Annotated in this window: 22 protein-coding genes; 8 read left to right on the forward strand and 14 right to left on the reverse strand. The window is 40.0% G+C overall.

Annotated elements, in window-relative coordinates; translation table 11 throughout:
* Positions 1–365: 365 nt before the first annotated feature.
* Positions 366–1,061 (forward strand): EAL domain-containing protein, encoded by a 696-nt coding sequence (locus NL647_RS19135; RefSeq protein ID WP_253650560.1) that lies wholly within the window; start codon positions 366–368, stop codon positions 1,059–1,061.
* 2 nt (positions 1,062–1,063) lie between these two features.
* Here the strand turns inward: NL647_RS19135 and NL647_RS19140 are convergent, their stop codons facing one another.
* Positions 1,064–1,894 carry an AraC family transcriptional regulator gene (locus NL647_RS19140; RefSeq protein WP_253650561.1) on the reverse strand — a complete coding sequence of 277 codons (831 nt, stop codon included), beginning with the start codon at positions 1,892–1,894 and terminating at the stop codon, positions 1,064–1,066.
* Between the two features lie 272 nt (positions 1,895–2,166).
* Between NL647_RS19140 and NL647_RS19145 the strand changes: the two genes are divergently transcribed.
* Positions 2,167–3,723 (forward strand): methyl-accepting chemotaxis protein, encoded by a 1,557-nt coding sequence (locus tag NL647_RS19145; RefSeq protein WP_253650562.1) that lies wholly within the window; start codon positions 2,167–2,169, stop codon positions 3,721–3,723.
* A gap of 36 nt (positions 3,724–3,759) precedes the next feature.
* The gene (locus NL647_RS19150; protein ID WP_253650563.1) at positions 3,760–5,196 is read left to right on the forward strand and encodes a catalase; all 1,437 of its coding nucleotides are present in this window, start codon (positions 3,760–3,762) and stop codon (positions 5,194–5,196) included.
* A gap of 942 nt (positions 5,197–6,138) precedes the next feature.
* On the opposite strand, the gene NL647_RS19155 is transcribed toward NL647_RS19150, so the two are convergent.
* The gene (locus tag NL647_RS19155) at positions 6,139–7,365 is read right to left on the reverse strand and encodes a hypothetical protein (RefSeq protein WP_253650564.1); all 1,227 of its coding nucleotides are present in this window, start codon (positions 7,363–7,365) and stop codon (positions 6,139–6,141) included.
* Between the two features lie 1,462 nt (positions 7,366–8,827).
* Here NL647_RS19155 and NL647_RS19160 point away from each other — a divergent pair.
* Complete coding sequence (locus NL647_RS19160; protein WP_005452070.1) at positions 8,828–9,265, forward strand: YcgN family cysteine cluster protein; 438 nt, start codon at positions 8,828–8,830, stop codon at positions 9,263–9,265.
* Positions 9,266–9,449: 184 nt separating this feature from the next.
* On the forward strand, positions 9,450–10,160 hold the full coding sequence (locus tag NL647_RS19165) for a spondin domain-containing protein (RefSeq protein WP_050934718.1): 711 nt from the start codon (positions 9,450–9,452) through the stop codon (positions 10,158–10,160).
* Between the two features lie 54 nt (positions 10,161–10,214).
* Here the strand turns inward: NL647_RS19165 and NL647_RS19170 are convergent, their stop codons facing one another.
* On the reverse strand, positions 10,215–10,466 hold the full coding sequence (locus NL647_RS19170; protein ID WP_005452067.1) for a GlsB/YeaQ/YmgE family stress response membrane protein: 252 nt from the start codon (positions 10,464–10,466) through the stop codon (positions 10,215–10,217).
* 325 nt (positions 10,467–10,791) lie between these two features.
* Between NL647_RS19170 and NL647_RS19175 the strand changes: the two genes are divergently transcribed.
* A complete protein-coding gene (locus NL647_RS19175) occupies positions 10,792–12,483 on the forward strand; it encodes a mechanosensitive ion channel family protein (protein WP_005452065.1) in 1,692 nt (563 codons plus the stop codon).
* Between the two features lie 62 nt (positions 12,484–12,545).
* Here the strand turns inward: NL647_RS19175 and NL647_RS19180 are convergent, their stop codons facing one another.
* The 9 genes from NL647_RS19180 to NL647_RS19220 all read right to left on the reverse strand — a co-directional run bounded on the left by NL647_RS19180 (position 12,546) and on the right by NL647_RS19220 (position 22,119).
* The gene (locus NL647_RS19180; RefSeq protein ID WP_005452063.1) at positions 12,546–12,830 is read right to left on the reverse strand and encodes a putative quinol monooxygenase; all 285 of its coding nucleotides are present in this window, start codon (positions 12,828–12,830) and stop codon (positions 12,546–12,548) included.
* 25 nt (positions 12,831–12,855) lie between these two features.
* Positions 12,856–13,251 carry a VOC family protein gene (locus NL647_RS19185; RefSeq protein WP_253650565.1) on the reverse strand — a complete coding sequence of 132 codons (396 nt, stop codon included), beginning with the start codon at positions 13,249–13,251 and terminating at the stop codon, positions 12,856–12,858.
* An 83-nt stretch (positions 13,252–13,334) separates the two neighbouring features.
* Complete coding sequence (locus NL647_RS19190) at positions 13,335–13,631, reverse strand: ribbon-helix-helix domain-containing protein (protein WP_029790484.1); 297 nt, start codon at positions 13,629–13,631, stop codon at positions 13,335–13,337.
* Between the two features lie 139 nt (positions 13,632–13,770).
* Positions 13,771–15,348, reverse strand: coding sequence for an alkaline phosphatase (locus tag NL647_RS19195; RefSeq protein WP_029790483.1), 1,578 nt, complete (start codon positions 15,346–15,348; stop codon positions 13,771–13,773).
* Positions 15,349–15,522: 174 nt separating this feature from the next.
* Complete coding sequence (locus NL647_RS19200) at positions 15,523–17,421, reverse strand: BCCT family transporter (protein ID WP_005452055.1); 1,899 nt, start codon at positions 17,419–17,421, stop codon at positions 15,523–15,525.
* Between the two features lie 121 nt (positions 17,422–17,542).
* The gene (locus tag NL647_RS19205) at positions 17,543–17,902 is read right to left on the reverse strand and encodes a hypothetical protein (RefSeq protein ID WP_005452054.1); all 360 of its coding nucleotides are present in this window, start codon (positions 17,900–17,902) and stop codon (positions 17,543–17,545) included.
* Positions 17,903–18,098: 196 nt separating this feature from the next.
* Positions 18,099–19,046: a ChaN family lipoprotein gene (locus NL647_RS19210; protein ID WP_253650566.1), complete on the reverse strand. Its 948-nt coding sequence runs from the start codon at positions 19,044–19,046 to the stop codon at positions 18,099–18,101.
* Between the two features lie 83 nt (positions 19,047–19,129).
* Positions 19,130–19,972 (reverse strand): 23S rRNA (guanine(745)-N(1))-methyltransferase, encoded by an 843-nt coding sequence (rlmA, locus tag NL647_RS19215; RefSeq protein WP_017817821.1) that lies wholly within the window; start codon positions 19,970–19,972, stop codon positions 19,130–19,132.
* 110 nt (positions 19,973–20,082) lie between these two features.
* Positions 20,083–22,119 carry a methyl-accepting chemotaxis protein gene (locus tag NL647_RS19220; protein WP_009698536.1) on the reverse strand — a complete coding sequence of 679 codons (2,037 nt, stop codon included), beginning with the start codon at positions 22,117–22,119 and terminating at the stop codon, positions 20,083–20,085.
* A gap of 339 nt (positions 22,120–22,458) precedes the next feature.
* Between NL647_RS19220 and NL647_RS19225 the strand changes: the two genes are divergently transcribed.
* A complete protein-coding gene (locus NL647_RS19225; protein WP_005452050.1) occupies positions 22,459–23,427 on the forward strand; it encodes a nucleoside hydrolase in 969 nt (322 codons plus the stop codon).
* Between the two features lie 362 nt (positions 23,428–23,789).
* Here the strand turns inward: NL647_RS19225 and NL647_RS19230 are convergent, their stop codons facing one another.
* Together NL647_RS19230 and gap are read right to left on the reverse strand one after the other, a co-directional pair.
* Positions 23,790–24,674: a D-hexose-6-phosphate mutarotase gene (locus tag NL647_RS19230; protein WP_005452049.1), complete on the reverse strand. Its 885-nt coding sequence runs from the start codon at positions 24,672–24,674 to the stop codon at positions 23,790–23,792.
* A gap of 154 nt (positions 24,675–24,828) precedes the next feature.
* Complete coding sequence (gap, locus tag NL647_RS19235) at positions 24,829–25,824, reverse strand: type I glyceraldehyde-3-phosphate dehydrogenase (RefSeq protein WP_005452046.1); 996 nt, start codon at positions 25,822–25,824, stop codon at positions 24,829–24,831.
* Positions 25,825–26,158: 334 nt separating this feature from the next.
* On the opposite strand from gap, the gene msrB reads away from it, so the two are divergent.
* Entirely contained in the window at positions 26,159–26,572 is a 414-nt protein-coding gene (gene msrB / locus NL647_RS19240; protein WP_005452043.1) for a peptide-methionine (R)-S-oxide reductase MsrB, read from the forward strand.
* Positions 26,573–26,581 lie beyond the last annotated feature (9 nt).

Genomic DNA, 26,581 nt, shown 5'->3' on the forward strand with positions numbered 1-26,581 from the left:
TTCTCTTTGTAAGTTAATTAAAGCGATATCAATACGATTTTTATCCTCATTTAGGATGCATTTCAGATCTAATGGTGACAATGGTAAGAATATGTTCGTTTCAACTCCTTGAAATAACAGTTCACCTTTTAGGCAAGATAATATTTTTTTTTCAAGCATAATAACCTCTCATGTAAAGGTTAAATTCTATAACAATCATGTTAAAAAAAAATTCAATAAGTGATAATAAACGTATAAAAATCGATAAATCATTACATTGTATTAAATTTCGATATGTTTTTTTAGAACTATTAAATTAATAGTGAAGTAAAGCCTGATTAAGTTAGATTGTTTTTATATCTTATACATCACATGGATATTAAATTATGGAGCTAACATTTGCGTATCAAGCTAAGTTTATGACATATGGGAATATGGATCTTAAGATATTTGGTTACGAGGCTCTTCTTAGAGTAAAAAATATTGATGGATCAATTTTGACTCCGGAAAGTTTAATTTATTTAAATAGGAATAACCCTTTGTTTGATTACCAAATTATACTACTTCTTGTGAAGGAAAGTAATCAATACAAAGATATTTTTATCAACGTTAATCTAAGTCTAAACATTAGCCCTATATTTTTAGAAACACTAACATCATCTGAAATAGAAGCGCTTAGTCAAATAAAATGTAAAGAACTTGAGTTAGAAATATTGGAAAGTGAAAAGTTTTCGAATTATGAATTAGTTAATTCTAATATTAGTAGTTTGAGAAAAAAAATTAAAGGTGTTAAGATAACATTAGACGACTTTGGGAAAGATTATTCGTGCTATGAACGGCTTATTAAATTAGACAAAGTAGATTGTATCAAAATAGATAAGGAGATTGTTAGCCTAGTATTAGATAACCCAAAAGCAATAAAATTAATAAAGTCTCTCATAGATAATACGAGCTGTAAGATTATTGCTGAAGGAGTAGAAGATATCCAGGTTTTAGATCTCCTAAATTCGATAGGGGTCCAATACTATCAAGGATACTTGATGTCAAAACCAAGTCTAGAGCCATATCCAATTAGCTTTTAATACTAAATGCTATTTAAGAGTTTGGAGTTTTTTCTAAACTCTTTTGGCGTTGTACCATGTTTTTTCTTAAACGCTGTACTAAAATAAGCAGAGCTATTAAATCCAGTCATCTCTGCTATTCGACCAATGCTGTAATCTGAAAAAGTTAAATAATTAAGAGCTAAGCCAAGTCTAGTTTCTGTAAGTAATTCTGAAAAAGTTGTGTTTTCCAAGGAAAGGTGTTTTCTTAAGGTCGAGGAACTTATGAATAATATTTCAGAGGCAACTTGAAGGTTCCAATCTATCTCTGGTTTTAGTAATATATTTTTAATTAGTTTTTCCTTTGTAGAATAATAATCTTGTTCAAATAAAACTGATAGATCGTATCCTTGAGTATGCATGGAAGAAAAAATAAAAAAACAACTCTGTTTTAAATGAATTAAAACTAAATCTTTATTTAAGGTTGTATTTTCAAGTATCTCGATTCCGTTGAAGAGTAAGAATACTTCGTCTATAGAATATTTTATTCTTACAAACTTAGATTTATAGCTATTTTCATATGAATTATAAGATAAACGGTCTTCTCTAACTGACTTAAGCGTATTTCTCAGGTTGGTAATGTAAGAATTAGATAGCGTAATGAAATATATATATGCGTCTTTATATTTTTTCTTCAGAGAGCATCCGACATTTAATCCTGGTGAAATAATAAAAGCATCTTCGTTAGAACATGCTAGCTTGTTATTATTTATTATGAGATCTCCTTCATAACCATAGATGAGTACTAAAACATGTTTCTTATTGTAAAAGGGCTTTAACTCTAAGATTGGGTTATTATATTTTTTAAACTTCATATGTTGATCCTATGGGTGACTATAGCTTTAGCTTCGTTATTCCAACTTAGTAAAAAGGTAAGGCTCAGTCAAAGATAGGTATAGATCAACGTATTGTTGATTTTTAAAAAAAACATGACATATTTTGAAATAAAATGAAAATATAACAAATTTCTTAGCTTAATGAAAAGTAAACTAGTTTGATTTGTTAAATAAAAGTGTCATTTTTCAAAATAAATAGCTGAATTGATAATATATAATTATGAAACGTTCTATCAAACTAGTTAAATATTATGTCTAAATTTAAGTTATCAATAAGAAATGTGTTTTATATTCTGTCTACAATAATGATCTTTCAAGTAGTAGTTCTTGTAGCGTTTTTTTCTAAATCAATTAGTGAAGGTATTGAAATTAATACTATGCTTAAGGATGAATCAATACCAGCTGTCGCTATATTAGGGAAAATAGAAAGCGATCTAATTAAGTATCGTCACTTAGATATGAATGAAGGAATCGCATTAAAAAATAATATAATAGATTCATATGCTGAATATAGTAAGATTCCAGGGACAAAGGATATAGTTGAAAATAAAAAAAATATTGATGTTAAACTAACTAAGTTTTTGCAACAAAAGGATATTCTATTTAATCATAGTAATGATTATTTTGATGATCTATTAAAGGACCTGGATAAACAAATTGAATTAAATAAAGCACATGTGATTAATATAGTTGATACATCAACCACCAATTTATGGCGTTCAATTAAATTAGTTATTATTATATCGTCTATTTCGATTTTAGTAACACTATTTATCATTTTATATAGCTTGAAAAAAACTCAATCAAGAGTTTCCTATATAAATACGGCCTTAGATCATATATCTAGCTTTGATATAAAAAGAGGAAAGCTTAATGATTTTATTGATTCAGATGGTTTTATAAATGATGAGATTGGGTCTATTATGGAAGGAGTATCTTTGGTTCAAGGTCAAATGGCGGATTTAATAAAAGAGACATTATTAATATCCAACGATAATAAAGTTATGTTTGAAAAAATAGTTTCTGATACATCATTAAACCAATCTGACTTGACTGATACCGTTAAATTAGTTGATTCTTTAGCTACAGCTATTAATGAAATGGAATGTACTGCGAATGAAATATTATCAAATATAACAAATGTAGCCTCGTCAACAAGTTCGACAGCTGATAGTGGTAAAGTTGTACAGAAAATAGCTTATGAAACCAGAGCTTCTTTAAGTAGTACCAATGAATATTTAGATGAGTGCAATGAACTTATTAAGGTTTTAAATGACGATACGTTGGAAATTAATACTGTTTCCGAAATGATCAGTAATATTGCAGATCAAACTAATTTGCTTGCTTTAAATGCAGCAATTGAAGCTGCCCGAGCTGGGGAGCAAGGACGAGGCTTCGCTGTAGTAGCAGATGAGGTTCGTGCATTAGCTAAAAAGACGCAGCAATCTACAGAAGAAATATCAACTATTATTTTAAAACTACAGCAAAGAGCGCAATCAGTAGCTTCGCTTGTTGAGTCAAGTAAAGAATATATGGATGAGTCTCTTGGTAAGATAACGGATACAGTAGATCGCATTGATGATATGGCAAATAACTTGGGATCTATATCTGAAATGAATCACCAAATAGCTGTATCTGCAGAAGAACAAAATTCAGTTATAAATGAAATAAATAGAAATGTAGTAAATGTCAATGATAATACTGTCCAAGTATCGAAAAAAAATGAGTTAATATCTGATGACATTAAAGAGGCCTCTATAAAAACAGATAAGTTAAATAATAACTTATTAAACTTCAAGGTAGATTGAATTTATGAGACTTACTTTAGAGACAAAGGAGTTTAAATGAAAAATAAGCTAACTACAGCAGCAGGTTGCCCTGTCGCCCATAACCAAAACGTTATGACTGCTGGTCCTCGTGGCCCTCAACTATTACAAGACGTTTGGTTCCTTGAAAAATTAGCGCACTTTGACCGCGAAGTGATCCCAGAACGTCGTATGCACGCAAAAGGCTCTGGTGCTTACGGTACGTTCACTGTAACGCACGACATTACAAAATACACTCGCGCGAAACTCTTCTCTGACATCGGTAAAAAAACAGAACTATTTGCTCGCTTCACTACCGTAGCTGGTGAGCGCGGTGCTGCAGATGCAGAGCGCGACATCCGTGGTTTCGCACTAAAATTCTACACTGAAGAAGGTAACTGGGACTTAGTTGGTAACAACACGCCAGTCTTCTTCCTACGTGACCCGCTAAAATTCCCAGATCTAAACCACGCAGTAAAACGCGACCCACGCACCAACATGCGTAGCTCAACCAATAACTGGGATTTCTGGACATCACTACCAGAAGCGTTCCACCAAGTGACTATCGTGATGAGTGACCGTGGTATCCCTGCTTCTTACCGTCATATGCATGGTTTTGGTAGTCACACGTTCAGCTTTATCAACGCTGAAAATGAGCGTTACTGGGTGAAATTCCACTTCAAAACTCAGCAAGGCATCAAAAACCTGACTGACCAAGAAGCTGAAGCGATTGTAGGTAAAGACCGCGAAAGCCACCACCGTGACCTATACGAAGCGATTGAGCGTCAAGACTTCCCTAAATGGAAGATGTACGTACAGATCATGCCGGAACTAGAAGCGGATGAAGTTAATTTCAACCCATTCGATCTAACCAAAGTATGGTCTCAAAAAGACTACCCACTGATCCCAGTTGGTGAGTTCGAACTGAACCGTAACCCAGAAAACTTCTACGCAGAAGTTGAACAATCAGCGTTCAACCCAGCAGCAGTCGTACCAGGTATCGGCTTCTCTCCAGACAAGATGCTACAAGGTCGTTTGTTCGCTTACGGCGATGCACAGCGTTACCGTCTAGGTGTGAACCATCATCAAATCCCAGTGAACGCGCCTCGTTGCCCAGTTCACAGCTACCACCGTGATGGCGCAATGCGCGTAGATAGCAACTACGGCTCAACCATTGGTTATGAGCCAAACTATAAGCAAGAGTGGGCAGAGCAACCAGATTATTCTGAGCCACCACTGCGCATCAAAGGCAATGGTGATAACTTCGACCACCGTGCTGATGAAGATTACTTCAGCCAAGCGGGTGACCTATTCCGTCTGATGAGCGAAGAGCAGCGTCAAACTCTGTTCGAAAATACAGCTCGTGCAATGAATGGTGTGCCAGAGTTTTTGAAAGAAAAGCACTTACAACATGCTTATTATGCAGATATTGAGTATGGAAGGGGGTTGGAGCAAGCTCTGAAAATAAATAATTAACAAATCAAGATTTTCAATAAGAAATAAGTTCAATGGTTTTATCGATTATTTATGGTAAGACCATTTTTAATTTTTAATTTTTAATTTTTAATTACATTTTTATTTTTCGTTATCGTATAATATTGACTATTGTATTTATTATCTCAAGTCGTTCAATTAGAGTATGTCTTTATTGTTGGTTATATTGGTTTAATTCTCTGGCAAAACTGTCATTTGATTTTAATAAAGAAGAATTTAATTCAATCTCCTATGTTTGACTTTGATCTTAGGAGCCCTGAGCGGTTTTTAACAAAAGGAGTAGTTTAGCTTGGTGGATAATATGATATAGGATCTAAAACTATCTATGATGATTGAACAACAGCATTAACTCTAACTTTGCATTATAAGAACAAGCATATAATCGGATGCTTGGAAGTGAACTATTTGTTAGATAAATCAGAAAGAAATAAGATTCAAGCGATTTATGAAAATATAGACTCAGAGCCAACGACAGAAATTGATGAGCCTTGGATTAACTTTGATACTGTTTATGGTGTTGTATTTTTTGTTAGGAATACAATACTGCGTGAGATATGATAGACAAAATATTTTAGATTATGAAGTATCTACTATAATGGAAAATATTACATTTAGCTTGCTCTAACTTGGGTTAAATTAACATAATAGAGATCCTAGATGAAGGGGGTGTGTCTCAGCTAGAACTCATATAAATGATAGGCTGCTTATATAATGCGTTTATGATTAAAATAAGAATTACAAAGATTCTTCTTCATCAAATATTGTATTATTTTATAGTTATAAGGAATGTTAAAATAGGATTGCATATAAAGAAAGGATTAAGAATAAACAAATTACTATAATAAAGTAGTGCTAATTTTTTCTGTAGTGTTTTTATTACATTTAAATATTTTAAGGTAATATTTGAAATTTGGTATTGCATTCTTATTTATTTTTTGTTTTAAATTTTGAATTAAATTCTTTTCTAAGACTTAAAGATTCTAAATAGATATTAATAATTTTTTTGTTATCAAGTTTTCTTTTTGTTTCTCTTATTAAAGATATGTGTTCATTTCCTGTTTTTAGTGTTAGAAAAAATACTGAGTTATAAATTTCTACTTTAGAATATTTTTCACATTTCCTTAGTGTTAGTTTTGAGGTAAAAACTGTCTGAAGATTTTTTTTATTCTTTGTTAGTTTTCCGATTATTCTATAAAATGCTTTTTGCATAATATAACTTAGTTTTAACTTATTTTTTTTGATGAACTTTAATGCATCAATGTCTAAATTATTAATTGATATTAGTAAGACAATTGTTTGAGTTGTTTTATTCATGAAAGGGAATAGATTAAACTTTCTTTGGTATATGAACATTAAAACAAGGTTTTTATTAATTGGATACTTTGTCTCCACTGTTTCACACAAGGCGGAATATATATTAAAATAAGGAGATTTGATTAATTTACTTATTTTATATTCAGGCTTTAACTTTGTATTTTCTAAAGGGATATTTAAATAGTCAATGATTAACTGTTCACAATCATCTCTTAGGAAAAAGTTTATTTCCATTCTAATTATATCTTTTAATGTCTTTAGACAATCGATTTTATCTAAAATTGATAACATTTTTATCTCTGGATGTGTGGGTATTTTATTCTCTTTGTAATATTTTTCTCTGATTTTTTCTGCATCATCAAAGCTTTTTAATGCATAGAATGCTTCATAAAAGCAAAGTAGTTCATCTTCATTCTTAATATTGTCATTGAATAGGTTTACAATTTCCTCCCAAGATTCACTTTCTCTTAAGTTCATCAATTGCCTAGTGAATTGGAATTCATTAATGTTCATATCAAAAAAATTTTCAATAAAGAAAAGGTTAAAAGGGTAACTTAGCATTTGATGGTAAATATAGTATGGGATTGTTCTTAATATTTGTGCGTTAGACAACGGAATAAGGCAAATTAATTTTTTACTCTTTTCTTTTAATTTATAAATGTCATTGAGGGAGATAAATAAATCTTGAGAGTAATCTACAATACAAATGTCTGTATTTTTGTTTTTATTGATAAATGTATTTATAGATGATGCTGTGTATTTTTCAATTTCAATTTTCTTATTTAAAGAAAAGTGTCTATATAAAATAAGTTCTTCAGATACAATCGTTACTTTCATGGTTAATATATGTTATATTTCTTTTTGAGAAAGCCCACAGTTTGTGTGGGCTTTATTTAATGCTCCAAAGTACTTACTTTGAAATTATTATGCAAACTCGATGAGAGCGTTCGAGTTCTACTCATTTATGGAATCCATTATAGATGGGCAGTGGAACCTTAAATGAGATAAGGCTAAATATATAAATAACTTTAAGAGAGGGCAAATAATAATTTATTGAGTTAAATTAGTATGGCAGATATTAAAATTTAAGGAAAGCGATTGTTTTCGATAATCATAGCTAATGTTTATCGGCTATTAAATGTGATTGTTGAGTTTGAAGGTATAAGTTAATTATTATTAAAAGTAACGTTTTTGAATGATTTATTTTTAAATGAAAATTTCAGAAAATTATTTGTGACAAAAAAAACCTAGGTCATCGACCTAGGTTAAACAGCTATAAAATTATATTCAAGGACTTGTAACGCCTTTGGTAGCAATACAGAAGGTATGAACAGACCTTACGAGATATGAGAGCAGGAGACTCTACTACCAAAGGCGTCATTGAATATTATTCTTATATACTTTACTTTTCAACAAACTTAGAGCAGTTATAAAAAAATGTAGCAGATTTTAAACATGCCTTGTTTTAGGTAAAAAAAACCCGAGAAATTTTCTCGGGTAGCTTAATCATGCTAAACTTAATCATCCATTTATACGTAATGGACTCCTCGAAAACCGCCTAAAGCTAGAGGAATTAGAGGTTTATTAACGAGGAGACTACTATCCTAGTTATGTTTGAATAAATTTCAAATAAAAACCTATCTTAAATACATGTAATGGCATTTATTTAAAGTTAATTAACGATAATTAAAGTTTTACCGCTCTAAAATCAGGTAGATCACTCGCTGTTATCTTAATGGTCAATGAGGATAAGGACTATGATTTTATGTCTCGATACTATATGGCCATTTACTTACCCAACTGAAATATCGCCTAGTTTATTATGTCCTTATCATACAGTTAGCTAACAAATTATATTATAGATTTGAGATGTATTAGGGTATCCCACCGTTTCTTTTATTGGTTTCCAGAGATAGTAACTACGTCCTTGAAATCACTGGATTATTTCTGTCATCGAGGCTTACAGAGCACTAAAAATAAGTTGTCGCTGCCAAGATACTTATAGTATTTGCTGCTTCGGATAAAGAGCTTAAGAATGGTGCTATGCAGCATGCCCCACAACCTAATCGACAATTCATCTTAAAGCCCTCGTAAAAATGAAGGGGGCATTATGGACATTTCTCGCCAGATTGGAAGAGGCGCGCGTAAATTCATCGCAATATGATCGCATTGCTAAATGCGAACAAATCTTACTCAATATTCCTATCACTTCACTCACACCGTAAAACTTGAATTTTGATGCCCAGAGGGGTATAAAACGCACCCAATTCATTCCCACTCAGTAATAAGTAGTAAGCGTATGAGCACTCCATTTTGGCAAAGTAAATCGTTAGAGAACATGACAGAAGAAGAATGGGAATCTCTCTGTGATGGGTGTGGCAAGTGCTGTCTACACAAGCTAATGGATGAAGATACGGACGAAATTTATTACACCAATGTTGCTTGCAGTTGGCTGAACAGCAAAACGTGTTCGTGCAAAGATTACCCGAATCGTTTCACTTCAGGGGAAGAGTGCACCAAGCTCACACGTGAAGATATTGATGACTTTACTTGGCTACCGCACACTTGTGCCTACCGTTTGCTCGCAGAGGACCAACCACTACCAGAATGGCACCCACTGATAACGGGTTCCAAGTCAGCCATGCATGCTGCTGGCGAAAGTGTCAGAAACAAAGTGGTGTACGAGATAGACGTGGTGGACTGGGAAGACCATATCTTAAATCACCCTAATCGATAATATCGGAATAAAAACAAGCCTTTCATGTGAGTGAAAGGCTTGTTTGTTATTGGGGGAGGATAATTCACTTTGTTGATTAGATATTGTAGAAGTCCGTTTCATTTGCATCTGTGAACAAAGCTGCTTTACTTGAGATAAGTTTTCTGGTTAACACGTTGTTAACTTTTGTCTGGGGAGAGATGCGATGAAGCCTACGAGGAATAATGTTCTAACTGTCTCTGTATTGAGTCTTATGCTTCTGGGGTGTGGGGGAGATAGTTCTGGGGATAGCTCCGGTTCTACTGTTATCAATGGTGTTACCTATAAGCTTACTTTTAAGAGCGACTGGAATGCGACAAACTTCCCTACCAATTACCCGAGCGGGAGTGCACATTTTTCTCCTTTGATTGGCATGACGCACAACGCTTCAGCTTCCCTTTTTAGCACTGGTAAGTTGGCGACTTCTGGGGTTGAAATTGTAGCAGAGGCAGGTTCAACGAATAGCATAAAAAGTGAAATCGGTAACATTCAGAATTTGGGATTCAGCCAGTCTTTAATTGAAGGTGGGGATTTGCCGAATGGCCAGACTCAAGTTGAAGTGACCTTTAGCTTAGACGAAGATTTCAGTTTAGTTAGTGTGATTACTATGGTTGCGCCAAGCCCAGACTGGTTTGTTGGCGTCGATAGTCTTAACTTGTTCCAAAATGGTCAATGGGTTGATGAACTGGTTGTTGAACTCAAAACTTATGATGCAGGAACCGACGACGGCGTATCATTTACTTCAGGGAATGCAGATACCTCTCCTAAAGAAAACATAACTCTGTTAACGTCTGCGGCTTCAGATACTGATTTTTCAAATGGTGTTCATCGCTCATCTGGGCAGCACATTGGTACGTTTACATTTAAGCGTCAATGAGTAATAACGAGCCTATCGTGATGTTTTGATAGGCTCTATCTGCTATGCATTACATTAGTTTTTCAAGAAGCGGTTGTAGACAAACAACAATACAAACGCGCCTAATGTGGCGGTGATGATGCTGCCGATATTTACGCCATCAGCACCGCCCAGCCCGACAAAGCTTCCCAAGAATCCGCCTACGAAGGCACCAGCAATGCCCAACACCATAGTCGCGATCCAACCGCCGCCATCATTGCCTGGCATCAGCCACTTAGCGAGTGCTCCGGCTATCAAGCCCAGAATGATCCAAGATAGAAAACCCATGATTTCTCCTTATTGATGAAACAATTAGCGTTCACTCCGTTCAATCATAGTCCATTCTTACTCAGGTGCTGTATTTGTGGCGACGGTGATGCACACCTAATCTTCAGTTTGTATCAATATCAACACAATGGAACTTGTCATAGGTTTGAGCTAATGGCGAATAAAACAGAGTAAATAATGGACATTGATTATGAATTTTGACGCTTAATTTACTAAATGCTGCTCGGTTTGCGAATTCGTGTTGTAAACTTAGAGCATCTAATTTCAAGGATTTACATTCCATTTCTCGATCGTGTTGATTGGGATTGTCTCTTACGAGGTAAAAATGACGTTACTATCCCCCTTTAAAGTGCGTTTGACCCCATGGTTGGTTTTAATGGCTCTGCTGACTCTGACAATGAGCCCTTTCATTGTACAAGCAACGGAAAGCGTTGAGACCACAGTAGATATGCCAAAAGTTTCTGCAGCAGAGAAGGCTATTGATAATATTAACCGAGACATTCTCGACTTATCTGAAAGTTTAAAGTTAGCTAGTGGAGACGAGCGCGATGCACTTCAACTACAGCTTTTCCAGAAAAACGAAGAACTGAGAAGTCGTCTCGCTACTGCGATCAGTAATAAGTCCATTCCTCATGAGAAGTTGATTGAGCTCGTACAAACTCAAGAGAAGTACTCGGAAGGTGCCGTGGTTTATCTCGATGACAAAATCAAAGCGCTGAATGAGGAAATCAATAAGTCAAAAGACGAAGATAAGCTTTCTTTAATCAATAGCTATCGTGAGCTGCAACAGTATTTGGATGTGAGTTATGAATCGAGTTGGCAAAATTTAAACTGGTTGAAGAAGTTAGACGTTCAAGACGAAGATGCTGATGCTGAGTTTAAAGAGGGCGTAGATAAGCGTATGCGTCTGCTATCTGCGTCTATCGAGTACCTCAACCAGCAAAGCGAAATCATCGGTTCACAAGTCTCTTCCAGCCCAGAATCTGAAAAAGCGTCTTTACAACTGAGCCAACTGATCCTTAAACAACGCCTTAATATTGCTACCGATAGCCTTCGCAAATTAATTTCGATTGGTGACAAAGTAGGGCTGGAGACGTCTGAGTATAAACGTCAGATATTTGAAGTGACAGGTAGCATCACCCATGATCTTCTGAACTCAAAAGTCATTCTGTCTATCCTGAGTCATTGGTCGAACTCTGCGGTAGATTGGTTCGCGGAGAATGCGCCACAGCATGTTTTCCAGCTTTTTGTCTTTGCCCTGATCTTATTGATTGCTCGTTCATTGGCGAAGTTAACCCGAAAAGTCGTGAGTAAAACGGTAGCCTCTAAGAATTTGAAATTGTCGCATTTGATGCAAGATTTCTTTATTTCGATGTCGGGCAAGGCGGTATGGATCATCGGTATCATGGTCGGTTTGTCTCAAATCGGTTTAAACCTTGCTCCAATCCTAACTGGTTTCGGTATCGCCGGTGTGATCATTGGTTTTGCATTACAAGATACATTATCGAATTTTGCGGCAGGCATGATGCTGCTGATCTATCGCCCATTTGATGTTGGCGATTTCGTATACGCGGGTGGTGTTGACGGTAAGGTAAGCCACATGAGTTTGGTGAATACTACGATTCGTACATTCGATAACCAAATTATCATTGTGCCAAACAGCAAGATTTGGGGCGATGTGATTAAGAACGTGACGCACGAGCGTATTCGTCGAGTTGATATGGTCTTTGGTATTGGCTATGCCGATGATCTGCTAAAAGCAGAAGAAGTTCTGAATGATATAGTCACGTCTCACCCTTCAGTGCTTCGCTCACCAGAGCCAAACATCAAGGTTCATACGCTAAATACATCATCGGTTGATTTTATTGTTCGCCCTTGGGTGAAAACCGACGATTATTGGGATGTGTACTGGGATGTGACAAAAGAAGTGAAATTGCGTTTTGACCGCGAAGGTATTTCGATTCCTTTCCCGCAACAAGATGTTCATTTACATATGGTCGACAAGAAAGACGCGTAACTCTCTCAACAGAAACTAAAGGCACTCACTTGAGTGCCTTTTTTATTTTTGTGCTTTAACGCTTATAGCTCTTCAAAGAAGGTGATTTTTGGTTCACTAGCTAGTAAACCATCGATAGTACTAAGCAGAGCTTGGAAATGTTCAGTATTACAGTGTTGGTCAAAAGCCGCTTGGTCAGCAAATTGCTCTTGGAACAAAAATTGGCAAGCGTCATTTTTGTCTTGGAAAAGTTGGTAACGCACGCATCCTTCTTCATTACGAGTTGGCACTAACATAGCTTCTAGTGCCTGCTTAAGTGTCGATGTGTGTTCTGGTTTTGCGTGAAATGCAGCAGTTAAATGAATCATAGTTATGTTTACTTCTTTGTTGTTATTAAAGGTAACGACCTTGTCGTTGTAAGAATTCGATTTTGTAACCGTCAGGATCGGTGACGAAGAAGAAGGTTGCTAAGTGTTTTTGCTGGTGGTCAAACACCTTGATATCACTTGCCTCAATATCAAGTGATGTTAAGCGGCGGTGTGCGGCTTCAATGTCTTCAACACTCACCGCAAGGTGACCATAACCCGAGCCGTGAGTGTACGGTTCGCTTTGGTCATGATTGTGAGTCAGTTCAAGTTCGAACCCTGTTTCTGAGTTCGCTAGGTAAGTAAGAGAAAAGCCGTCGAATACGTATTGGTCTTTGATTTCTAGCTCAAGTGCGTTGCGGTAGAACTTAAGAGAACGCTCCAGATCGCTTACGCGGATCATGGTATGAATTATTTTTGTCATGAGTACTCCTTAATCGTGCGCCTAGACTAGTCAGTTTCGACGCGCAATGGGTAGTACTCAGGTACGACAATAAAATGCAGGGATCAGTGTTGCTCGCTCAAAGCTCTTTCAATCGTTGCCTGAGGTTGGCGGGCGTAGGTGAGGCAAGCGCAACGAAGTAGGGAAGCAAAGTTGTTGACTTCACCGTTGTGTTCCAGCGCTTCTTGGTAAACAGTGCTGATGAATTTTGGTACCGTCATGTCTTGTGCTGAGGCAATTTCTTCTAGTGTCAGCCAGAAACTTGATTCGAGCTTCACACTGGTTGCATGACCATCAATTCGAATCGAACGGGTCACAAACTGATAATTTTCCTGGGGCTGTTTGGCAAATATTTCACACATAGCATTGGTCATTTTTATAAATATTTGGCAAATAGTGGAGCGCGAAGCGCGAAGCGTCAACCGTTTCAATGTAAAAAAACGCCCTCAAACGAGGGCGTTGAAGTTTCATCAGAAGATGAAAGTAAGTGCAGAACGGAAGTTATTTAATTTGTTGAATGAGGTATTCGCCCAGTTGTGAGTGATGCATGATCTTTGATACTGGCAGGATGGTCCCCGCAGGTCCCCAAGCGAATACATTGACCGGCGTATGCGTGTGTGTACCCGTTCCCCACACTGTATTTTGTTTGGTCGCTTGTTCTCGAGCCAACAAGTTTCCGCGATCGTTGTATGGGAAAAAAGCATCAAAATCATTGATTGCTGGAACATTCTCTTCACTCAGGTACTTGTGGCTTGCCAGTCGGTAAGGGTTTGGCTTACTTGCCAATACGCGCTCAGCTTGCTCCGGAGTAATGGTAAAGTCGCTACTTGCATTCACGATTTCTGCTAACTTTTCTGGCGTTTGCTGCGCTTTATCGAGTTTTTGGAACTCGCTGATCATACCGTAGTAGCTTTGTTTTTGATTGTAGAGTCCATCGAGAATGTCAAACTGACCAAAGTTGAAGTTTGGTGCGTAATCACGCTTAGCAAAAGCTTCGCCACTGCGCTTTTCTGGTTTAGGAAGGTTTGCTGAGGAGTAGCTGAAGCCAAAAGAGCCTGTTTCATGGTCGGCAGTGACGATTACTAGCGTATCTTCACGACCTTTCGCCCATTCATAAACGGAATTGACGGCTTCATCAAATTTGATCAACTCATGAAGCATGGTACCTGCATCGTTGCTGTGACCTGCCCAGTCAATTTGACCGCCTTCTACCATTAAAAAGAAGCCATCTTTGTCTTTTGATAGCACATCCAGTGCTTTTTCTGTCATCTCTTTAAGGGATGGTTGGGTGCGTTTCGGGTCATTTTTGCTATGGCTGTAAGCAATGCCATCGTTCATTCCTGAGTAAGCAAATAGACCAAGAACTTTTTCTCCTTTAGCGTTTTCTAACATGTCGCGATTAAACGCTAAGCTGTAGCCTTGCTGTTGCGCTTCTGTCAGCAAGTTGCGCTCATCTTTACGCTTTGATTTTAGGTAAACATCGCCTTGGGTGAGCTTTTCAAGTTGCTTATATGTGTCGCCTTTGTCGTTGGTAGATTTTGGGATCCAATGACGAAGACCGCCAGAAAGCATGACATCAACACCCGTCTCTAGCATGTCGACGGCGATACTGTTTTCTAGTGAGCGGTGAGGTTGGTGCGAGGCGAAAGCGGCTGGGGTCGCGTGCGTCATTCGAGTGTCGGAAACAAGACCTGTCGCTTTACCTTTTGCCTTAGCTTTTTCTAAGATCGTTTCAACGTGGTTGCCTTGACTGTCGATACCAATTACTTCAGAAGCGGTTGGAATGCCAGTGGCAAGCATGGTTGCAGAACAAGCAGAATCCACCACAATGGCATCTTCAGGGTTGGTTAACGATGAACCAATAACACCTTCCTGTGCCAGTTTATAAAGTGCGGTGGTTTCGCCTTTGTAGATTGAATTAGGTGCATGATTCGCGTAGGTCTCAAGCAAACCGACTTGTTGAGGTCCCATACCATCGCCAATCATTAAGATAACGTTTTTGATCTCTGCCGACAGAGCGCTGAAAGAGAGCGTAGATGCCGCCACTGCTGTGACGATTGGGGTCGCTAAGTGCTTCATTGTATATTCCTTATTTATAAAAGCGCTCGAATTACAACAAGGATTTATGACAAAAATACTACCGTCACAAAAGATTCATATGAGATACACAGGCGCATACTACGTCAGACACAAAAAAAGCTCACCGAAGTGAGCTTTGAGTTATGTTTAGGAGTTGAAAGTCATGGGCTAAAGCTACACTGCGTAAGAGGTACTTTGGGCCACGATTTGATTAAACTCGGCTCTGGATTGCTGGGCAGTTTCCGATAACTCGAGTTTTCTCTCTTTTGCCTTCATCACATTATCCAATAGGGCTTGCAACTCCTCTTGCATATCCTGCGGTAAGTGATGATCGGCAAAATCATTGTCGTCGCTATGTTCAAGAGCGAAAGCACGGATGCGTTTACGCAGTGTCATCAATTGTGCCAGTGCGTCACGCTCTTGCTCCGCGGCTTCTTGAGCGGCGTCTCGTGCGCGTTCAAACCTAGCCATTGCCATCCCTTCTGTTGACCAAGGATCAAACTCTGGTAGCTCTTCAATATTAATGGTTGGTTCGATGTAATCTTCCTGATGTCGAATATCCAATGTTGTCGCTCGAACAGCCGACACCATGAGCATAATTGAGATGCCAAGTAGAGGTAAGCCTCCAACAATCGCCGCTGTTTGTAAGGTGCTTAGTCCCCCCATAAACATCAGAACAGTAGGCAGGAAAGACAACGTAAATGCCCAGAACATTCGGTTCCAACGCATTGGCTCCTCAGTTACGTTGTTTTGTACAACAGAGGCCAGAATGTATGAAATCGAATCAAAAGTCGTCGCTGTAAAAATGATGCACAACAAGGTAAATACAGCGATAACAAAATAGCTCATCGGTAATGCATCAAGCATCGAGAATATCGCTGCTGTAGCGCCTTCGGCATTCAAAATGCCGACGACATCGAGTTCTCCGGATAACTGCAAAGACAAGCCGTAGTTACCTAAGATCATGAAAAATAGGAAGCAGCCCAGTGAACCAAAGAAGATGGAACCGGAAACCATCTGCTTGATGGTACGACCGCGAGAAATGCGAGCGACAAACAGTCCCATACTTGGAGCGAAGACTAGCCACCACGCCCAGTAGAAGATGGTCCAATCTTGTGGGAAATGTGTGTTGTCAAAAGTGCCGTATCCACCAAATGGCTCTGCCCATGTCGCCATAACAAAGAAGTTAGATAACATACGACCAATCGAATCTAAGCCAGTCTCTAGCATGAAGATGGTTGGTCCTACTGCCAACACAAAGGCTAGTAGTCCCATCGCTCCCCAGAAGTTAATGTTGCTTAGTACTTTGATGCCTTTTTCCATGCCTGCGTAAGAGGAGTAAGCAAAGATCGCAGTACAGATCAGCAATACAAGCACTTGACTGTAAGTATTTTTAGGCATGCCGAAGAGGTAATGCAGACCTTCTCCGATCAAAGGTGCAGCTAAGCCTAAACTGGTTGCTGCGCCGCCAAGTAGACCGAAGATAAACAGTACGTCAACAATCTTGCCTGCAGTACCTTTGCTGCGTTCTTCGCCAAGTACTGGCATCAATGCACTGGAGACTTTCAGTACGGGTTGTTTTCTTACGTAGAAGAAGTACGCAATTGGTAATGCAGGAATAAGGTAGATAGACCAGGCAATTGGTCCCCAGTGGAACAGACCGTAAGTTGCAGCCCAACGTACAGCTTCTTCGCTACCAGGCTCTAGTTGAAACGGAGGAGACTGGTAATAGTATGCCCACTCGATACAGCCCCAATAGAGTATACTTGCCCCGATGCCGCCACAGAACAGCATTGCGGCCCACGATGCCGTGGTGAATTCTGGCTTTTCATCAGGATCGCCTAACTTGATTTGGCCCATGTCGCTAAAAACGACATAAATCATGAAAATAAAAGCGGCAAGTCCTAGTGCAAGGTATAAGAAACCGAGCTTGTCAGTCATAAAGGTTTTAGCAACGGCAATCCATTGTGCACCTTCAGCCGGAAACAAAATTAAAGGGAAAACAATCGAAAGGAGCAGCGCGATTGCGCCAAAAAAAGTGGGTTTGTCTATAAGCGAAAATGCGTTTTTCACAGTTCATCGTCCGTTAATGAATAGTTTTCCATTATGGACTTGGACAAAAAAAGCGTTCAAATGAGGTTACTTATCGTAACGAAAGAAACTCTTGTTTAACCTGATACTAAACGGTTAACACCTAAACAAGAGCTAAGATGATACCACCAACCGTGAGGGCTGCTGAAAGATATTGACCTGCAGAGTAAGAGCCATCTTCCTCTTCTTCGATAGTGTGAGGATGGTCCATACCCAGTGCTCCATGAGCAAAAGATTCGACTTTGTCGCCAACGGTTTGGTTTTCGAGTTCCGCCTTCTTGCTTTCATGATCGATTTGCTGAAGCGCAGCGAGTAGTGCTTTCCCTTCACTAGAGAGTGATACTTTATTTTGCTCAATCTTTAATGGTGCGCCATCGGTGATTTTTTCGCTGGCTTTCGCTTGTTCAACTTTATTTTGTTGAGCAGCGTATGTATTGACTGAATTGCTTCCTACTGGATTCATCTGTTACCCCTTCGAACAACGACACTCTCTGATTGAGTGCAGGTAAAAAGCAGTTATCTTTATATCGACGGCAATAGGTATATCTTGAATCAATCAGAAAAAAATAGGTCTGTTTTTGCCGCTTCTTAGGTATACAAACCAAGTTGCTTGCAAAAAGCAGACCTATTTCTCTATATCGGTTGTAAGATGCTTCTGATTACTTACATTGAAGGTCACTGTTGCGTGTTGCTAGGTGCTTGTACGCTGCCATTCGGTTGGCATCTTGTACATAACGAACTGGTGGAGAAAGTACTTCTAGTTGGTAATCCGAACTTTCCGAAGTAACCTCTGCTGTTGGGGTAATAACAACGACTTTTAGGTCTGGGTTACGGCGTAAAATGGAAGCAGCAGTCCCCAAACCATCTTCTGTGTGGAACTTACCGGCTATATGCACGACTTGAGTGTCAGGGTGTTTTGCAAGGTATTTGACGATCGAGTCCGCCATCGTTTCATCCCAAGTAACCTGAGCGGCGTATTGTTTCTCTGTTTGCTCTGGCTTGCCATGGTGCATAGATGCCATGAACTTTTCTTTGTATGGGCTGTTTGCCGTATTTACTTCATCAGCGATGAAGCTGCGCTCGTCACTGTCGAGCTTATTTATGTAATCAGCACCCTGACGACCGATACAGCGAACGATGTTCTTCGGCGCGTTTGCTGCGATCACAGGAATATCGGCTTGCTTAGCAAATTCCACCAAAGGACGGTAATCGCTTTCGTAGTTCGGCCATGCGTTGCTCTGCTTCATGAAGTACTGCTCGCCAATCTCTCCATCAAGGTAAGCGTCTAAGATAGCTTGTTTGTCGCGAGTAACTTGTTCCATTGAAAGTGCTATAGGACGGTCTGTCTTTGACAGCTGTTTGAGCATATCTGTTTGAAAACGATGGATACCTGCGTGAGTGTGCCATTCACCAATTAAAATAACGTCTGCTTGTTGTAATTCAGAGGGTAATTGGTTGATTGAGATGGCTTTACCAGCAGGGTCATGTAGCTGGTAGTCATAGAAACTGGTTACGTCACCAGTTATCGCGTCAGGAGTGGTGGGTGCATTTGAAGCACAGCCAGTTAGCAAGCCTGCAAAAATCAGACTTAGTGTAGAAAAGCGCATTAAAAAGCCTCCAAAAATGTCCGGACGATATTAATGGAGGCTGATAAATGAATCAATGGTAATGAGAATAATTAGCGTTACATTTATTCTTCGGTACCTGCTTGAGTCGTTTTCTTACGGTAAACACGCAACATAAAGTCAGCCTCACATTGGAAAAGTGTAGATGACTTTAGCTCGTCACGAAGTTCATCGCTGGCTTTCCATGCGAATGGTGTCATTTGCAGCAAATCGAATGCGACGCCATCTTTTAAGTCCATGGTGTAGTTCAGCTTCTGTTGGTGCTCTAATTCGAAACCTTCGATGTGCTCTGGCTCTTCATTGTGCAGGCGAACTTCTTGATAAATGCGCTCGCGGAACTGATACAAGTGGCGACCCGCTGGCGTCACAGTGATCACCACACCATTGTCTTTGATAACACGCTGCAATTCTTCTGCTTTGCATGGTGCATAGATTCGCAAAATAGCATCCAGAGACTGATCTGCATATGGTAGCCGATGGCTTGATGCAACACTGAAATCGCAATGTGGGTAGCGTTTAGACGCATAACGAATAGCGACTTTTGAGATATCTAACCCATAGACATTGGCGTTTTCATCTTGTGCATGTAATGAGCGCTGAACTTGGTCTGTGTAGTAACCTTCACCACAGCCAATATCCAATAACTGATGACTTGTACCTTGAGTATAGGTTGCACAAAGACGAGCGACTTCTTGGCGCATTGGGTCGTAATGATTTCCCTCAAGAAAGCGACGACGCGCCTGCATCATCTCTTTGTTGTCACCTGGATCTTTTGAGCGTTTGTGGTGTGCTGGCATCAAGTTTACGTAGCCTTCTTTCGCTAGGTCGAATTGATGATTGTTTTCACATTTAAACGTCTTTGCGGTGAGCTCAAGAGGTTGATGACATAGAGGACATTGATAGTTCATGACGATCTCTGGACAAGAAGTAGGGCGGCAGATTCTATCAAAAAGGGGGTGGGTAAGCGAAACAAAAAAGAGCCGAAAATATCGGCTCTTTGATGGTTTTACTTGATGGCTTAGTGGAAGAAGTCCACTTGGTGTTTCAAGTTTTGTGCTTGCTGTTGCAGCTCGGTCGCACTGTGTGATGTTTTTGCACTTGTGTCACGGCTTTCACGATTCAACTCACTGATAGAGTGAGCATTTGCCGCGATTTCTTGAGAAACTTGTGCTTGTTCTTCAGACGTTGCCGCAATTGCGTCTGCTTGAGAGGCGATGGATTGAACTTGACCCGCAATGGCTTCAAGCGCAGTGCCTGCTTCTTGTGCCTTATCAAGTACCTTATTCGCGTTTTGCTGACTTTCCGTCATCATGCTTACGGCATTGCTTGTTGAGCCTTTAAGTTTCTCAATGATTTCCACAACGTCTTTCACCGAGGTTTGAGTGCGATGAGCCAGTGTACGAACTTCATCTGCTACGACCGCAAAGCCACGACCCTGCTCACCAGCTCGCGCCGCTTCAATTGCAGCATTAAGAGCGAGTAGGTTAGTTTGCTCAGCAATTTCATCAATCATTTTCGTGACAGTTTGGATGCTTTCACTATCACGGTTTACTTGCTCAATCGCTGCCGCAGATTGGTCTAGCTGATCGTTGAGCTGTGCCACATCAATGCAAACCCCTTCAACTACGCCCAAACCAGATTGGCTATCTGTGTTTGCAGAGCGGACGTTTTCTGCAATTTGTTCAACCTGTTGTGCAACGGATTGAGCGGATGATGCCATCTCCTCAATCGCAGTCACAACTTGTTCAACCTGTTCTTGCTGAAGATCGGATTGCATCAAGTTGCGGTTCGCATCATCCACAACACTTGTTGAGTTGCTCTCAACTTGGTCGCTTGTTGTTCGAATTTGACCAACTAACTCGTTCAATTGCCCCGCCATGTTAGCGACGCCGTTGTTCAGGTTAATGATTTCATTTTTAGACGCTTTTCCTGATGCAGGAATATCAATACTTACTTCACCTTTCGCTAAGCGGTTCATATAACCGTTCAGTACAGTGAGTGGGTTTAGCATGCGGTTTAGAACCAATGTCAGCACCAAAAATGTCGCCGCAGCAACAATGACAGAGATAGTCGCGATCAGTTTAAGCAACGTTTGGCTGCCTTTGGTCACTTCGTGGATAAATGTGCCACCCAACAGCTTCCAATTCCAACCAGGCACTTGAGTGTAAACAAGGTATTTCTCACCTACCGTTCCTTGATATTCAAATGGGTATCGAATCAGCCCACTGTCTTGTTCGAATAATTGGTGGAAAGGCTTGTTACCGTTGTAGTCAGCAACTTCTTGAATCGGTGGCTCACTTTCTGTTCGTGTTGGATGAAGAAGGTAGTGACCTTGGTTACTTTTCTCATTATCCAAGATAATGGTGTAACCCGTATCTCCCCATTTTACAGTCTTTAATGAGTTGAAGAGATCTTGTGTCGCGCGCTCAACAGGGAGACCGATAAAAGAAATTCCTTGGACCTTACCATTTGCATCTTTTAAAGGGGCGTAGTAGGTGATGTAGCGCTCACCATAAAGTTTGATTTGTGCGTAGTAAGGCTGACCACTCATAAGTTTCTGATAGCCCGGGTGATTTTGACCAAGTGTCGTTCCCAGAGCTCGCTTACCTTGAGGATCTTTTAATGATGTTGCAACACGAATGAAATCATTTCCTAGTGGGGCAAATAGCGTTGCGATAGCGCCAGTATCACGCGTAAAGGTATCCACCAATTTTGTATCACCAATCAGGCTTTCGCTGTATTGGGTAATGTTTGGAACCTGGTGACCTTGAAAGTCGACAGTGTAATTCTCTACATATACACCAGCTAGATACCCATTACGGAAAGTTGATTCCAGAACTTCTGCCGTGTGTAAATAAGCGTTGAATTGACCGGCAATGGTTTTTGCCATCGATTCAACTTTAGATTGGTGTTCTTTGAGGGTGTTTTCTAAAAGTACGTTAGAAGCGTTTTGATAAACAAGCGCAGCAATGCTTGAAAATGCGATGAGTAGACACAGCGTGATTACCAGCTTTAGCTGAAAACCGACACTTTGGTTTCGATAATTGTCTAGCATGTAGTGTCATTCCTGATATTTTTCGATGTTATAAATCTTGTATCGGCATGCTATCGATTTATATGACGTGTTTTTTTGATTTTTATTAAGTTAGTTGTCAAAAAACCACCGCAACCAATAGCTTAGGCACTAACTGACCGTTAATTAAGCAATTTTCTTTCAAAAAAAGCTCGAAACTTTGATTTTAAGTTGGAGAAATGATGACCAATTTCCTTTCGCTAGATCGAGTTGTCGCCTAGAGATGTAAGATGACAAAACTCATACCTTAGATTTTTGTCACGTTTATCCTTGTTTTTTATAGGTATTGTTAGTGTTTTCTTGCGTGAAATAGATGCTCATATGACAAAGAAAATCATTCTAGACACAGACCCAGGTATCGATGATGCGATGGCTATTCTTTTTGCAGAAGCTCATCCGGATGTCGAGCTTATGGGTATCACTACCGTTTATGGTAATGCGACCATAGACAATGCGACTCACAACGCGCTGTACCTAAAACAGAAGTTTGGTATGAATGCTATCGTTGCCAAGGGGGCGGATAAACCTTTAATAAAAGCACCTGTCGGAGCGACGGTTGTCGTGCATGGCGAAGAAGGCTTTGGCGATGTGAAGGCACCAAGCTCACTGAATGTAACTGCTATTGATAAGCCCGCTTATCAGTACATTATCGATAGCGTTCGTGAGCAGCCGGGAGAGATTACCTTAGTGGCTGTTGGCCCACTTACTAACCTTGCTCTGGCACTGGAAGCGGACCCTGAAATTGTTCACTTAGTTAAGGAAGTGGTTGTGATGGGTGGCGCTTTTGGTGAGAACGACCATAGAGGCAATGTCACGCCATACGCAGAAGCAAATATTCATGATGATCCTCATGCCGCAGACAAGGTATTTACTGCATCATGGCCGGTGGTGATTATTGGGTTAGATGTCACAGAGGAGAGCTTCTTTACTGGTCAATACCTTGATCAACTTCGAGATGATGCAGGGGAAGTGGGGCAGTTTATTTGGGATGTGAGCCGTTACTACCTGAAGTTTTATTCGGAAAAGGTAGGGATGGATGGATGTCATGTTCACGATCCTTCCGCTATTGCCTATGTGATTGACCCAACACTCTTCAATCTGCGTTGTGGGGCTGTAAGAGTGGTTACTGATGGACCGGCAGAAGGTATGACGATCCAGAAAGCCGATCAGCGCAAATATATGAATGATGAATGGAGCGTATTCTCTGCGCAAAATGTCGGGGTAGGAGTGAAGAATGAGGCACTACTTTCGCTTTATCGAGAATCGATTATTCGTTATGGCACGAAATAACACAGATGAGTTTATCGGTAATAGTCGATGACTTGGACTGATTTCCACTGGTTGTCTGACTCGACGGGACGTATGAAAGCATTCATCTTTGAAGCTTGGTTCTGATTGTCGAAGGTTAGCCCTTCAATTTTCTTAAACGGTTTGTTCGTCTCGTAGAACCTTTCAAAGGTTACTTGGGTATACATCCAAATAAAAGGGTAGCGAACAGTGGTATCAAGAAAACAGTGTGTTTCATCATACGGACCTTATTTAGACGAATGTGCTTTTGCTCCGATGCTTGTACTTTAAAGTATGGCACTGGCTACCCAAACCTTGTACCTGCTGGTGGTAAAAAGGTCGGTTGAACCGACCTTTGAATAGTGTTAATGGGCAGAAATCACAGTAATAAGCTCGTGAGTCTCGCCTGGCTGCAAGGTTTTGCCTTGCTTGATACTTGGTGCATGTACCGTGGACTCAACACACAGCATGGTCTCGTAACCATTGTCTGCCATATCACCCATACCTTGTGCGCCTGTAGCCCAAGGGTTCCACAATACCGCAGAGTTATGACCTTGGTTTTCTACACTTAGTGTGCGATTCAGTACCGCGTCTTTCACCAAGATTTGTGCTTCTGGTTGAGTGTAAACACGGTCAATCGTATCAGTCAGTTGAAGGACATCACCGCCTTGGCAGATTTCACCTTCTTTTAAGCTGTCGATGTATTCAGGTCCCATGCCTGTTGTTTGTGCTTGCTTGATATCACCAACGTTTAAGTAGGTATGCAGTGCACCAGAGAATGTCCACTCTGCATCATCGATGTTGGTGACTTTTAATGTCACTTTCAATTGGTCGCTGATTTCAACCATCAAGCGAGCATCAAACATGTGTGGCCAGATGTCGTGAGTTTCTTCAGTTGGGAATAGAGCGAGTTCAACGATCACGCCATTATCATTTTCGCGGTGTTCAACTAGTTCCCATTCCGCCGTGCGAGCAAAGCCATGAGCCGGTGCCGCAATGCGACCAAACCAAGGCCAACAGACAGGAATACCACCGCGAAGTGCTGCTTTACCATCAAAAATTGCTTTCTCACTCATCCAGATGAGGTCTTCTTTACCCGCTGGTGTAAATGACACAACGTGACCGCCATGTAGCGCGATGCCTGCCGTTGCTTTCTCATGAATAACGCGGACGACTTTAACCTGATCAACTTCAACGATAGTGACGTTGTCAGATAACACAGTGAGTGCTGGGAGAGTTTTTAAATCCATGTGTTATTTCCTATAGCTGGGGGAGAGCGTTGTCGATACTTGCAGAACAGATGTTATATCGATTTTATATTCTCTCAAATTCCAGATACAAAAAAGGCGACTCTAGAGCCGCCTTTTCTTTAACGAAGTTATTCGCTAATTGCTAACTGTCTAATTACTTAGAGATGTGAGCGATTAGGTCTAGAACTTTGTTTGAGTAACCGATTTCGTTGTCGTACCAAGATACAACTTTAACGAAGTTATCAGTTAGAGCGATACCAGCTTTAGCATCGAATACTGAAGTTTGAACTTCGCCGATGAAGTCTTGAGAAACAACTTGGTCTTCAGTGTAGCCTAGTACGCCAGCTAGTTCGCCTTCAGAAGCTTCTTTCATTGCTGCACAGATAGCTTCGTAAGATGCGCCTTCTTTTAGGTTAACTGTTAGGTCAACTACAGAAACGTTAGCTGTTGGTACGCGGAAAGCCATACCAGTTAGTTTGCCGTTTAGTTCTGGAAGAACAACGCCTACAGCTTTAGCTGCACCAGTTGATGATGGGATGATGTTTTGAGAAGCACCACGACCACCGCGCCAGTCTTTAGCAGAAGGACCGTCTACAGTTTTTTGAGTTGCTGTAGTAGCGTGAACTGTAGTCATAAGACCAGATTCGATACCGAACTTGTCGTTAAGAACTTTAGCGATAGGCGCTAGACAGTTAGTAGTACAAGAAGCGTTAGAAACGATGTCTTGACCAGCGTAAGTAGCGTGGTTAACGCCCATTACGAACATTGGAGTAGCGTCTTTTGAAGGACCAGTTAGAACAACTTTCTTCGCGCCAGCAGTGATGTGCTTACGTGCAGTCTCGTCAGTTAGGAAAAGACCAGTTGCTTCAGCTACTACGTCAACACCGATTGCGTCCCATTTTAGGTCTTCTGGGTTGCGCTCTGCAGTTACACGTACAGTTTTACCGTTAACGATTAGGTTACCGCCTTCAACTTCAACAGTACCGTTGAAACGGCCGTGAGTTGAGTCGTACTTAAGCATGTATGCCATGTAATCTACGTCGATAAGGTCGTTAATACCTACAACTTCGATGTCGTTGCGCTCTTGCGCTGCACGGAATACGAAACGACCGATACGGCCAAAACCGTTAATACCTACTTTGATAGTCATTATAGTTGCTCCACAACTTAATTTCTGATTAAAGATAACTGGTAGTAAAATTACAAAATCCAGTAAACATCTGCAACAGATAATCGGACTTAACTTGTTTAAAGTCAAAAAAAAGCGACGCTTTTTTTAACAATTCTTCGCAAATGCTCGTTTTTTAAACTTTTAACTGGTTATTCTACATTCCAGTTGGCGTAATATAACTTTCGAGATAAGAACTCGTATCAAATTAATTACACATGGTGTCCTGGTGAGAAAGTATGTGCTACAACTGTTACGAGAAGCAAGTTTTTTGCTAAAAAAGTCATTGCCAAAAATAAGAAATAAGGAACAGAAATTGGTAGAACAAAGCGGAAGAAAAGTAACGAAGTCCGATGAACAGTGGCGTGAGCAGCTTTCAGAGGAAGAGTTTCGCGTGTGTCGTGAGCATGGTACAGAGGCTCCGTTCAGCGGTAAACTGCTTCACAATAAAGACACCGGTGTGTATACCTGCACATGTTGTGATGCCCCTCTATTTATCTCCGATAACAAGTACGATTCAGGGTGTGGATGGCCAAGTTTTGATGCACCAATTAATGATACCGCGGTGCGCTATCTAAAAGATCTAAGTCACGGAATGGTTCGTACAGAGATCCGATGTGCGGCTTGTGACAGCCATTTAGGTCACGTTTTTGAAGATGGACCGCAAACAACAGGCGAACGCTATTGTGTAAACTCAGTGTCGTTAATTTTCAACAAATCCGACCAATAACGCCATTTT

Source organism: Vibrio sp. Y29_XK_CS5 (assembly GCF_024181835.1).
In the GTDB taxonomy this organism is placed as follows: Bacteria; Pseudomonadota; Gammaproteobacteria; order Enterobacterales; family Vibrionaceae; genus Vibrio; species Vibrio harveyi.